This is a genomic window from Kineococcus radiotolerans SRS30216 = ATCC BAA-149, from assembly GCF_000017305.1.
Taxonomy (GTDB): domain Bacteria; phylum Actinomycetota; class Actinomycetes; order Actinomycetales; family Kineococcaceae; genus Kineococcus; species Kineococcus radiotolerans.
Genome location: NC_009664.2, coordinates 1,270,729 through 1,282,558 on the forward strand (window position 1 = coordinate 1,270,729; position 11,830 = coordinate 1,282,558).

An 11,830-nucleotide genomic window follows, 5' to 3' on the forward strand; every position below is an offset into this window, starting at 1 on the left:
CCAGCGCCGTCAACGCGGTGCGTTCGACCATGTCGGACGATCGCGCCGGGCCCGCCGACCGGTCCTCACCCTCCGTGACGACTCACCCGTTCGGGCTCAAGTCCGCGACCCGACGTGCCGACGTCGTCCCGGTGACCCCCCTGCGCACCGACCCCGCGACGGCCGCTCCCGTCGACCTGGACCGCGTGCTGGGCGAGGACGCGCTGCGCACGGTCTTCCAGCTCGTCGTCGACCTGGACTCCCGGCGCCCGGTGGCCGTCGAGGCCCTGGTCCGGGGCCCGCGCGGCTCCGGCCTGGCCACCCCCGGGCAGCTCTTCGACGCGGCCGCGCGCACCGGCCGGCTCGCGGAGCTCGACCGCGCCTGCCTGCGGACGGCGCTGCGCGCGGCGACCGGCGCGGGGCTGGCCGCGCCCTGGACGCTGTTCCTCAACGGCTCCCCCGACCAGGAGCTCCCCGCGGAGCTCACCGCCGGGGTCGCCGGCGCCCGGCCCGTCGTGGTCGACCTCACCGAGCGCGCGCTCACCACCCGCCCCGGGCAGGTCCTGCGCGCCGCGGCCGGGCTGCGCGCCCGCGGCCTCGGCGTGGCCCTCGACGACCTCGGCGCCGACCCCGCCGCCCTGGCCCTGCTGCCCCTGCTGCGGCCCGACGTCGTCAAGCTCGACCTGCGCCTGCTGGCCGCGCGCCCCGAGGCCGAGGTCGCCGCGATCGTCCAGGCCGTGTCCGCGCAGGCCGAGCGGGACGGGACGACCGTCCTGGCCGAGGGCGTCGAGACCGAGGAGCACCTGCGCACCGCCCGGGCCCTGGGCGCCACGCTGGGCCAGGGGTGGCTCTTCGGACGCCCGGCCGCGCTGGGCGACCTCCTGGCCCGCACCCCCGTCCCCGCGCACCCGCTGCCCGTGCTGCCCCCCGCCGGTCCCGGCGGGGACGGCCCCACCCCCTTCGCGGCGCTGGAACGGCGCCGGCCCGCGCGCCGGGCGGGGACCGACGTGGTCGAGGAGGCGCTGCGCCACCTGGAGCGGCACGCGCTGCGCGGCGTCGAGCCGTCGACCGTCGTCGGCGTGGGCGCCACCTCCCCCGAGCGGGCCGCGCGGCACGAGCAGCTCGCCCGCCGCGCCGGGTTCGCGCTGAGCCTGCCCGGCGCCGACGGGCGCGGCGAGGACGTGCGCGGCACCGTCGTCCTGGGGCCGCACTTCGCCGGGGCCGTCCTGGCCCGCCCCGTCGCCGGCACCGGGGAGTTCGACCTCGTCGTCTCCCACGACCGCGCCCTCGTCACCGCGCTGGTCACCGACCTCGTCCGGGACGCGCCGGACCACGTTCCCGTCCCCGTCACCGCCCCCGTCACCGCCCCCGTCCTCGCCCACCGGCCCGCGGTCGAGGCCGGACCGCCGGCGGCGGGACTCGGCGAGCAGGTGGGCGAGGCCCTGGAGGAGGGCCGCCGGGCCGGCACCGGGACCGGGCTGCTGGTCGTCGGCGTCGACGCCGCCGTCGGGACCGAGGGGCGGTGCGGGCCCGCGCGCGCGGAGGTCGTCCGCCGGATGCGCCGGGCGGTGCGCTCGGTGGACCGGTGGCTGCCGGTGGGGCCGGACCTGTTCGCCGTCCTGCTGACCGGGCTGCCCCGCTCCGGCAGCGAGGGGGTCGTGGAACGCGTCGCCGACGCCCTGCTGATGGCGGTGGAGACCTCGATGGACTCCCACCCCGACGTCTCGGTGAGCATCGGGGCGAGCCTGGCCCCGACCCGCGCCCACACCGGGGCGGAGGCGCAGCGGCAGGCGCTGGCCGCGCTCGACGCGGCGCGCCGCGCGGGTGGGCACTGCGCGCGGATCTGGCTGGTCTGAGAGGCTCGTTCCCGAAATCCGGTGCGGGCGCGCTGCCGCGCTCGTCGACGAGGGACTTGGTGGGGATGTCGGGGTACTTCGCGCTGCTGCGCGATCCGTTGGTGGCTCGTCCGTTCGTCTCCTCGGTGGTGGCCCGCGTCCCCATCGCCACGGCGCCGCTGGGGCTGGTGCTGCTGGTCCGCGACCAGCGCGACTCGTACTCCCTGGCGGGGATCGTGACGGGGCTGTTCGCCGTCGGGCTGGCCGTGGGCTCGCCGTTCTGGGGACGGGCGATGGACCGGCTGGGGCAGCCGCGCGTCCTGGTGCCCACCGCGACGGCCAGCGGGGTCCTGCTCCTGCTGCTGACGATCGCCACCGCGTGGTCGTCGGTGCCGGTGCTCGTGCTGCCGGTGCTGGCGCTGCTGGCGGGGATCGCGTTCCCGCCGCTGAGCCCGGCGATGCGCTCCACCTGGCGGGTGGTGGTCCGCGAGGAACGGGCCCGCCGGCACGGCTACGCCCTCGACGCGGCCGCCGTGGAGACGATCTTCGTGGGCGGGCCGCTGCTGCTGAGCGGGCTGCTGCTGCTCGGGGTGGCCGCCCTGCCGCTGCTGGTGACGGTGCTGCTGCTGGTGGGCGGGACCCTGGCCTACGTCCGCTCCCCCGGGGCGCGGCAGGCGCCGGTCGCCGTCGACGAGGAGGCGCACGGCGGGGCCTCGGTCCTGCTGCACAGCGCCGGGTTCGTCCTGCTCATGGTCGTCATGGCGACCATGAGCGTCGGCTTCGGCATCCTCGACGTGTCCCTCGCGGGGCTGACCGAGCACCTGCTGGGTTCCGCGGACCGCCTCGGGGTGCTGTTCGCCCCCATCGCGGGCGGTTCGGCCCTGGGCGGGCTGCTCTACGGCAGCCGCAACTGGCGCAGCTCCGACCGGCGCCGGCTGCTGGTGTCGCTGTCGGTCTTCGGGGCGCTGCTGCTCGCGGTCGCCGCCTGCGCCGGGGCGGACGTGCCGCTGGTGGTGCTGATGCTGGTCCTCTTCGCCACCGGCCTCTTCATCTCCCCCAACCTCATCGCCGCGCAGAGCCTGGTGGACCAGCTCGCCCCGGCGCACCGGCTGGGCGAGGCGCAGGCCTGGCTGTCGACGGCGATCACCGCCGGGGCCGCGCTCGGCAACGCGGCGGCGGGCCTGATCCTGGACGCCGCCGGGCCCGGGGAGGCGCTGGCGACGGCGGCCGGTGCGGTGCTGCTGGCGGCGGTGGCGTGCCTGGCGGCGCAGCGGGTGTGGGCCCGGCGACCGGCGGCCCTGCCGGTCTGAGCGCCCCCGTAGGCTCCTGCCTCGTGACCAGCGCCACGCCGCCCCGCCCCGCCCGCCCGACCGCCCTGGTGACGGGCGCCACCGCGGGGCTGGGGGCGGGCTTCGCCCGGTCGCTGGCCCGGCGCGGGCACGACCTGGTGATCGTCGCGCGCGACGCCGAGCGGCTGGACTCCACGGCCGCGGCGCTGCGCGCCGAGCACGGGGTCGGCGTCGAGGTCCTCGCCGCGGACCTGTCGGTGCGCGCCGACCTGGACCGGGTCGCGCAGCGGGTGGGCAGCGTCGAGGCTCCCGTCGACGTGCTCGTCAACAACGCCGGGTTCGGCCTCAAGCAGCGCTTCTTCGACGGGGACCCGGCCGACCACGAGCGGATGTTCGACGTGCTGTGCCGGGCGGTGATGGTCCTGTCCCGGGCCGCGGCCGGGGCGATGGTGCCGCGGGGGCGGGGACGGGTCCTCAACGTCGGCTCGGTGGCCGGGCTGGTGCCCGGCGGGGGCCACTACTCGGCGGCCAAGGCCTACGTGATCGTGCTGACCGAGACCCTGGCCGGGGAGCTGCGCGGGACCGGCGTCACCGCGACGGTGGTCGAGCCCGGCTACGTGCGCACCGAGTTCCACGCCCGCTCGGGGATGCGCTCGGGGGGCAGCTCCAGCCTGTCGAACCGGATCTGGCTGGACATCGACGAGGTGGTGGACGCGGCGCTGGACGACACCTTCGCGGGCCGGGTGGTGAGCGTGCCGACGCGGCGGTGGAAGGCGGTCTCGACCCTGCTGGACGTCGCCCCGCGCCGGCTGGTCAGCACGGTCTGGAACGCGATGCCGTCCGGCGCGCGGCGCCGGCACCCGACGCAGCGGTGAATCCCCGCTTCTAGAACACGCAGCGTAGTTGGACGGTAACGTAGAGGTGTGAACGCTGCTTCTGCGTCGACCGCCGGAGTCGTCGGTACCGGCGACGAGCGGCGCCGGCTCGCCGCCGTGCGCGACTACGTCGACGTCACCGCCACCCCGCCGCACGAGCTGCAGGCCGTGGTCCGGCTGGCGACCCGGGCCACCGGCCTGCCCAACGCCGTCGTCAACATCATCGACGAGCACCTGCAGCGCCAGCTGGCCAGCGAGGGCTTCGACCGGGCCGACTGCGCCCGCGAGGACTCCATGTGCCACTACTCCCTCGGCATCGGCGGCCTGGTGCACGTCCCCGACGCCCGTCGCGACGTCCGCTTCGCGGCCAACCCCTGGGTCGACGGGCGCCTCGGCGGGGTCCGCACCTACGCCGCCGCCCCGCTGGTCACCCCCGACGGTCTCGCCCTGGGAACCCTCTGCGTCTTCGACGAGGCCGAGCACGTCCTCGCCGAGGACCAGCGCGCCGCCCTCGCCGACCTCGCCGAGCTGGTCGTGTCCATCTTCGACCGCGAGCGCCGGGCCCGGCGCGAGGTGGCCCGCGAGGAGCAGCTCGCCCACGCCCGCCAGGCCGCCGAGACCGCCCGCGCCCTGCAGCACGCCCTGCTGCCGCACCGGCTGCCGCAGACGGACGCCGTGCGCCTGACCTCGCGGTACCTGCCCGGCACCGACGGCGCCGAGATCGGCGGGGACTTCTACGACGCCATCAGCACCGACCGGGCCTTCGTCGTCGTCATGGGCGACGTGCAGGGCCACAACGCGGCGGCCGCGGCGATGATGGGCCGGGTCCGCACGGCCGTGCGGGCCTACGTCAGCGAGGGCCACGAACCCGCCGCCGTGCTGGAGCGCACCAACCGGCTCATGCAGTCCTTCGAGGGCGACCTGTTCGCCACCTGCTGCCTCGTCTCCCTCGTCGAGAGCACCGGCGAGGTCGTCGTCGCCAGCGCCGGGCACCCCGCTCCGCTGCTCTTCTCCCCCGGGCCGGTGCGCGAGCTCGACGTCGACCCCGGCCCCCCGCTGGGGGTGCAGGCCGACGCCGCCTACCCCGAGAGCCGGCACCGCCTCACCCGCGAGAGCCGGCTGCTGCTCTACACCGACGGGATCGTGGAGTGGCCCCGCGCCGCGGACACCGGCGACTCGGCCCTGGCGCTCGCCCTCACCGAGCGCGCCGGCTCCCCCGCCGACGCGATCGCCGAGGACGTCCTGGTCCCCGTCCGGCGCACCGCGAACACCGACGACGCCGCGCTGCTCGTCGTCGACTACGCCGGGCCCGCCCCCGGGACGCGGGAGACCCGGCTGGAGCTGCCCGCGGACACCCGCGCGGTGCGCGCCGCCCGCGACCACCTGCGCGCCACCCTCGCCGCGTGGGACCTCGCCGAACGCGCCGACGAGGCCGAGCTCGTGGTCTCGGAGCTGGTGACCAACGCACTCCTGCACACCGGCTGCCCCGCGGCCCTGACGCTGCGCCACGACCTGGACGAGTCGCTGCTGTGCGTCGGGGTGGAGGACACCTCCACCCGCCACCCCCAGCCCCGCGAGTCCGACGACGACGCCACCGGCGGGCGGGGGATGCACATCGTGGAGATGGTCGCCCAGCAGTGGTGGGTCGCCCCGCGCGGGGACGGCAAGACGGTGTGGGCGGGTCTGCTCGTGGCCTGAGGCGCGGTCCGCTCCGGCGGGGTTCAGCTCCGGGTCGGTTCAGCCGATGTTCTAGAGGTCGTCACCCGTCTGCCCGGCGCGGTGGTCCCCCTGTGAACCTGCGGTGCAGGTGCGAGCAACCGGAGAACCCATGAGCAAGCTGCGCGACCTGAAGGTCGCTTCCAAGCTCTTCGCCGGCTTCGGCGTCGTCTGCCTGCTGCTGGCCGTGATCGTCGCCATCGGCATCTCCCGGCTGGGTTCCTCCCAGGCCAACCTGTCACTGATGTCGACCTCGGGGATCGCCTCGGTGCAGACCGTCGGCGCCGCCAAGGTGGCCTTCCTCAACCTGCGCATGGACCTGGCCAACACCGCCCTGTCCCAGCCGGCCGACGTCGAGAAGGCCGTCCAGAAGATCATCGCCGACGACGCGAAGTACGACGAGGCGTGGAAGGCCTACCTGGCCTCCTCCCCCGGCGCCAGCGAGGCCGAGCGCGCCAAGGTGGAGGACGCCATCGCCACCTACCGCAGCAACCGCGAGCAGGTGCTGCCCTTCGCCGAGGCCGGTGACCTGGCCGGCTTCGTCAAGGCCCGCACCGAGCTCACCGTGCCCCCCTCGGACGCCCTGAACGCCCAGCTCGACAAGCTCAGCGGGATCGAGCAGCAGGCCGCCAAGGACATGGCCGCCGCGGGCTCCAGCGACTACCACACCGCCGTGACGATGCTCCTGGTCATCGGCGCCATCGCGCTGGCCGTCGCCGTCGTCGTCGCCGTCCTCGTCTCCCGCTCCATCGCCGGCCCGCTGGCCAAGACCCTCCACGTCGTGCAGGGCCTCGCCTCCGGCCGCCTCGACCAGCGCGTGGCCATCACCGGCAAGGACGAGGTCGCCCAGCTGGCCACCGCCCTGGACGCGACCATGGACCGCCTCACCGACACGATGCGCCGCATCGCCGGCAACGCCTCCACCCTCGCCGCCTCCTCCGAGGAGCTGACCACCGTCGCCACCCAGCTCTCCTCCGGCGCGGAAGAGGCCGCCACCCAGGCCCAGGTCGTCTCCGCGGCGACTGAGGAGATCTCCGCCAACATCGGCACCGTCGCCGCCGCCGGCGACCAGATGTCCTCCGCGATCCGCGAGATCGCCTCCTCCACCGCCGAGGCCTCCTCCACCGCCGCCTCCGCCGTCGCCGCCGCCACGTCCGCCGGGGAGACCCTCGAACGCCTCTCCGCCTCCTCCCGCGAGATCGGCGACGTCGTCAAGCTCATCACCTCCATCGCCGAGCAGACCAACCTCCTCGCCCTGAACGCCACCATCGAAGCCGCCCGGGCCGGGGAGATGGGCAAGGGCTTCGCCGTCGTCGCCGGTGAGGTGAAGGAGCTCGCGCAGCAGACCGCGCGGGCCACGGAGTCCATCGTGACCCGCGTCAACGCCACCCAGACCGACGCCACCGAGGCGGCGGGGGCGATCGCGGAGATCACCGAGGTCATCGCCCGCATCGACGGGTTGCAGTCCACCATCGCCGCGGCGGTGGAGGAGCAGTCCGCGACCACGTCCGAGATGGTCCGCAACGTCACCGAGGTCTCCACCGGCTCGCAGGAGATCGCCACGAACATCTCCGGCATCGCCGCGGCCTCGGATCAGACCACCGCCGGGGCCACGCACACCGCGACCACGGCCGGTGAGGTCTCGCGCGCGGCGGTGGAGCTGAACGAGCTGGTGGGCTCCTTCACCCTGCCCCGCGGCTGAACCCCCTGCCGCTGAACCACCGCGGCTGAACCCCGCACGAACGGCACCGGGCCCCGGTCTGCTTCCGCAGACCGGGGCCCGGTGCCGTTCTGCCGTCCCGACCGCGGGACGGCGGCGATCAGTCGACGATGGCGCCGGGGTTGAGGTTGCGACCGGGGTCCACCCCGGCGAACAGCGTGCTGACGATCTCCGCCCCCGCCGGGGAGAGGTCCTCGCTCACCCAGCGCTTGTGCTCGCGCCCCACGGCGTGGTGGTGCGACAGCGTGCCGCCGTTGTCGATGAACGCCTGCTGGATGGCGCCCTTGACCACGTCGTAGGCCTCGAGGCCGTCGCGGTCCGTGGGGGGCTGGAACGCGAAGGTGAAGTACTGGCACGCCCCGGAGTGGTAGCTGTGCGAGAGGTGGCAGAAGACGAAACCCTTGACGCCGACCTCGGCGAAGGCCTTGCCCGCCGCGGCCACCACGTTGTCGTGCAGCGACTTCAGCGTCGTCCACGACGAGGACGTCTCGGACACGTCGCCGTAGGCGCCGCGGTCGAGGATGAAGTCGCGGATGTAGGGGGTGTCGAACTTCTTCTGGTCGTACAGGGTGCCCGGGCCGGACCCGACCCCGAACCCGCCGTGCTTCTTGACGATCTCGGCGACCAGCGCCTTGTTGCGGCGCACCCCCAGCGAGGAGCCCTCGAACCCGATGAACGACAGGCACATCTCGGAGAGGTCGAAGCCCTTGCGCTTGCTCGCGTAGAGCTGCACGCCCTTGTTGAGCAGCTGCCCCAAGGGGCTGCCCTTCTTCGACGTCGCCAGGGTGAACTGGGTCTCGTTGGCGTCCGAGACCCGGGTGATGCTCGGGGAGGCGTCGGAGGCGGCGATGTCGTGCATGGCCTTCAGCCCGCTGGCGTAGTCGGGGAAGAAGTACGCCTGGATGACGCGCTCCTCGGCCACGCGGTGCACCTGGACGGTCGCCTCGGTGATGATCCCGAGCCGGCCCTCGCTGCCCAGGACCATCTCGCGCACCGAGGGGCCCACCGACTGGACGGGGACCTCGGAGGTCGCGACGAGGCCCTTCGGGGTCACCACCCGCACGGCGCGGGTGATGTCGGCGATGTCACCGAAGCGGTCGGACTGCATGCCCGAGGACCGCGTCGCGATCCAGCCGCCGAGGGTGGAGTGCTTGAAGCTGTCGGGGAAGTGCCCGATCGTCCAGCCGCGCGCGTTGAGCTGCGCCTCGAGGTCCGGGCCGAGGGCCCCGGCCTGGATGCGGGCGGTCTGCGCCGTCTCGTCGAGGGAGAGGACCGCGCGCATCCGGCCCACGTCCAGCGACAGCACCGGGCGGGTCTCCTCGCGCGGGGCCTCCAGGGAGCCGACGATGTTGGAGCCGCCGCCGAAGGGGATGAGCACCGCGTCGGCGTCCAGGGCGATCCGCAGCACGGCCTCCACCTCGGCCTCGGTGCCGGGGTAGAGGATCAGGTCCGGCACGCGGCCGAAGTCGCCGCGGCGGACGCGCACGAGGTCGCGCATCGACTTGCCGTAGGTGTGCACCACGCGGTCGTGGTCGTCGTCGTGGACGTGCTCGGCGCCCAGCGCCGCGACGAGGGCCTCGCGCAGCTCCTGCGAGGCCCGGGAGGCGGGGACCTCCAGCTCGGACAGCTCCGGCACCTGCGCGGGCGGGGCGTCGAAGTCGATGCCGGACACGCGCTTCACGAACGGCGCCAGGTTCGGCTTGTCCTCGTGGTGGAACGCGACGCCCTCCTGGCCCCAGCCCCACCACTTCATGTGCTCGACCACGACGACTCCTGTACCTGGTCCCTGGACGCCCAGACCCCTGGGCACCCGGCTGCTGCGAACGGTCGGCGCGAGCCTACGCGCCGCCGACGACACGACCCGCCAGGAACCGCACCGCGAGGTCGTAGCCGGCGGTGCCCAGCCCGGCGACCACCCCCGTCGCGACGGGGCTGACGAAGGAGTGGCGGCGGAAGTCCTCCCGGGCGTGGACGTTGGAGACGTGCACCTCCACCAGCCCCGCCGACAGCTCCGCGCAGGCGTCGCGCAGGGCCACCGAGGTGTGCGTCCAGGCCGCCGGGTTCAGCACCACCGGCAGCCCCGCGTCGGCCGCGTCGTGGATCCAGCCGAGCATCTCGTGCTCGGCGTCGGTCTGGCGCAGCTCCACCTCCACCCCGAGCTCGCCGGCGAGGCGCTGCAGGCGGGCCTCGACGTCGGCCAGGGTCTCGGAGCCGTAGACCTCCGGCTGCCGCCGGCCGAGACGACCGAGGTTGGGACCGTTGAGCACGAGGATCTTCACCCGGTCGACGGTACCGAGCCCCGTGTCCGAGGGGGCTGCCACAGTCCGCCGCGTGAGCACCCCGGACCCCGCGCCGTTCCGCTGCTTCGGCACCGGCGACCCCCTCTACGAGCGGTACCACGACACCGAGTGGGGGCGCCCGGTGCGCGGGGAGCGCGAGCTGTACGAGCGGATCACCCTCGAGGCGTTCCAGTCCGGGCTCAGCTGGATCACCGTCCTGCGCCGGCGGGAGGGGTTCCGGGCCGCCTTGGCCGGCTTCGACCCCGAGGTCGTCGCCGCCTACGGCGAGGACGACGTGGCCCGGCTGCTGGCCGACCCGGGGATCATCCGCAACCGCCTCAAGGTCGAGGCCGCGATCGCCAACGCGCGCGCCCTGCTGGCCCTGCACGAGCGCGGCGGCAGCCTCTCCGGACTCGTGTGGTCCGCCGCCCCGGACCCCGCTCCCCCCGCGCCGCGCGAGCCCGCCGACGTCCCGGCCCTCACCCCCGCCTCGACGGCGCTCGCGAAGGCGCTGAAGGCGGCCGGCTTCCGGTTCGTGGGGCCCACGACGGCCTACGCCACGATGCAGGCCTGCGGCGTCGTCGACGACCACCTGGTCCGCTGCCCGGTCCGCGCGCAGGTGGAGGTGGACCGGGTGTGACGCGCAGCACGCCCCGCGTGAACGTTCTCGCGCGCAGGTGCGAAGATGGTGCACCGAAGCGGGAGACCACGATCCCGGCGAGCCACAGACAAGAGGTGTCCACATGGTCGATCGACAGCGAGTCGTCATCGTCGGAGGTGGCTTCACCGGCCTGTACGCCGGCAAGAAGCTCGAGAAGCTCCTCCCGGCCTCCACGGCGGAGCTGGTGATCGTCAGCCCGACTGACCACCTCACCTACAGCCCCCTCCTGCCGGACGTCACGGCGTCCGTCATCGAACCCCGTCACGTCGCGGTCTCCCTGCGCCAGGCGCTGCCCCGCCACAAGCTCGTCGTCGGGCACACGACCTCGGTCGACCCCGAGGCCAAGACGATCACCATCTCCCGCAGCGAGCGCGGCGTCGTCGGCGAGGACACCCAGGTCCTCTCCTACGACAAGCTGCTGCTGGCCCCCGGCTCGGTGACCCGCCGGTTCCCGATCCCCGGCGTGTCCGAGAACGCGCGCGGCGTGAAGACCATCACCGAGGCCGCGTTCGTGCGCGACCACCTGATCTCCCAGCTCGACGCCGCGGACGCCCTGCCGGACGACCCGCGCTTCGACGCCGAGCGCCGCGAGCGCATGACGGTCGTCGCCGTCGGCGCGGGCTACACCGGCACCGAGATCGTCGCCCAGACCCACCGCTGGCTCACCCGCGTCGCCGACCGCTGGTCGAACATCGACGCCGCCGACGTGCGCTGGCTGCTCATCGACGTCGCCCCGGCCGTCCTGCCCGAGCTCGGGCCGCGCCTGGGCCAGTACGCCCTGTCCGCGCTCAAGGGCCGCGGCATCGACGTCCGCCTCGGGGTCTCCGTGGCCTCCGTCGAGGGCAACGTCATCAACCTCACCGACGGGACCCCGATCCCCTCGCGCACCCTCATCTGGGGCGCGGGCATCGTGGCCAACCCGCTCATGGGCACCCTCGGTCTCCCGCTGGACCGCGGTCGCCTCGTCGTCGACGCCAAGATGAAGGTCGCCGGCGCCGAGGACGTCTGGGCCGCCGGCGACGCGGCCGCCGTGCCGGACCTGGTCAAGCCCAAGCCCGCCGACGGCCCCCAGCCGGTCACCCCGCCCACCGCGCAGCACGCGCAGCGCCAGGGCACCGCGGTCGGCAAGAACATCGCCGCGAGCTTCGGCATCGGCCAGGCCGCCGACTACGTCCACAAGGACCTCGGCCTGGTGGCCGACCTCGGTGGCGGCACCGCCGTCGCCAAGCCCCTGGGCATCGAGATGACCGGCCTGCCGGCCAAGATCGTCGCCCGCGGGTACCACCTGTACGCCCTGCCGGCGATGAGCAACCGCATCCGCGTGCTCACCGACTGGGCGCTGCACGTGCTGCTGCCGGTGCAGGCCGTCGCGCTGAACCAGACCCGTCCGGAGGACGCGCTCATCACCCCGGCGCAGAACACGGACATCTACACCAAGGCCGAGGACAAGCCCAAGGTCGGCTGACCCCGCTGTCC

Annotated in this window: 9 protein-coding genes; 7 read left to right on the forward strand and 2 right to left on the reverse strand. The window is 74.6% G+C overall.

The window, feature by feature from the left end; all coding sequences use genetic code 11:
* Positions 1–74 precede the first annotated feature (74 nt).
* The 5 genes from KRAD_RS24015 (at position 75) to KRAD_RS06100 (ending at position 7,396) form a co-directional block, all read left to right on the forward strand.
* A complete protein-coding gene (locus tag KRAD_RS24015) occupies positions 75–1,835 on the forward strand; it encodes an EAL domain-containing protein (RefSeq protein ID WP_162145133.1) in 1,761 nt (586 codons plus the stop codon).
* 101 nt (positions 1,836–1,936) lie between these two features.
* Positions 1,937–3,124, forward strand: coding sequence for an MFS transporter (locus KRAD_RS25895; protein ID WP_157873502.1), 1,188 nt, complete (start codon positions 1,937–1,939; stop codon positions 3,122–3,124).
* A gap of 23 nt (positions 3,125–3,147) precedes the next feature.
* Positions 3,148–3,978 carry an SDR family NAD(P)-dependent oxidoreductase gene (locus KRAD_RS06090; protein ID WP_012084656.1) on the forward strand — a complete coding sequence of 277 codons (831 nt, stop codon included), beginning with the start codon at positions 3,148–3,150 and terminating at the stop codon, positions 3,976–3,978.
* A gap of 48 nt (positions 3,979–4,026) precedes the next feature.
* Positions 4,027–5,676, forward strand: a complete 1,650-nt coding sequence (locus tag KRAD_RS06095) for an ATP-binding SpoIIE family protein phosphatase (protein WP_012084657.1) — start codon at positions 4,027–4,029, stop codon at positions 5,674–5,676.
* 130 nt (positions 5,677–5,806) lie between these two features.
* Entirely contained in the window at positions 5,807–7,396 is a 1,590-nt protein-coding gene (locus KRAD_RS06100) for a methyl-accepting chemotaxis protein (protein ID WP_012084658.1), read from the forward strand.
* Positions 7,397–7,514: 118 nt separating this feature from the next.
* On the opposite strand, the gene KRAD_RS06105 is transcribed toward KRAD_RS06100, so the two are convergent.
* The gene (locus KRAD_RS06105) at positions 7,515–9,179 is read right to left on the reverse strand and encodes an FAD-binding oxidoreductase (RefSeq protein ID WP_012084659.1); all 1,665 of its coding nucleotides are present in this window, start codon (positions 9,177–9,179) and stop codon (positions 7,515–7,517) included.
* A gap of 73 nt (positions 9,180–9,252) precedes the next feature.
* Positions 9,253–9,693, reverse strand: a complete 441-nt coding sequence (gene aroQ / locus KRAD_RS06110) for a type II 3-dehydroquinate dehydratase (RefSeq protein WP_012084660.1) — start codon at positions 9,691–9,693, stop codon at positions 9,253–9,255.
* Between the two features lie 52 nt (positions 9,694–9,745).
* Between aroQ and KRAD_RS06115 the strand changes: the two genes are divergently transcribed.
* Together KRAD_RS06115 and KRAD_RS06120 are read left to right on the forward strand one after the other, a co-directional pair.
* On the forward strand, positions 9,746–10,333 hold the full coding sequence (locus tag KRAD_RS06115) for a DNA-3-methyladenine glycosylase I (protein ID WP_012084661.1): 588 nt from the start codon (positions 9,746–9,748) through the stop codon (positions 10,331–10,333).
* Positions 10,334–10,436: 103 nt separating this feature from the next.
* On the forward strand, positions 10,437–11,819 hold the full coding sequence (locus KRAD_RS06120) for an NAD(P)/FAD-dependent oxidoreductase (RefSeq protein WP_012084662.1): 1,383 nt from the start codon (positions 10,437–10,439) through the stop codon (positions 11,817–11,819).
* Positions 11,820–11,830 lie beyond the last annotated feature (11 nt).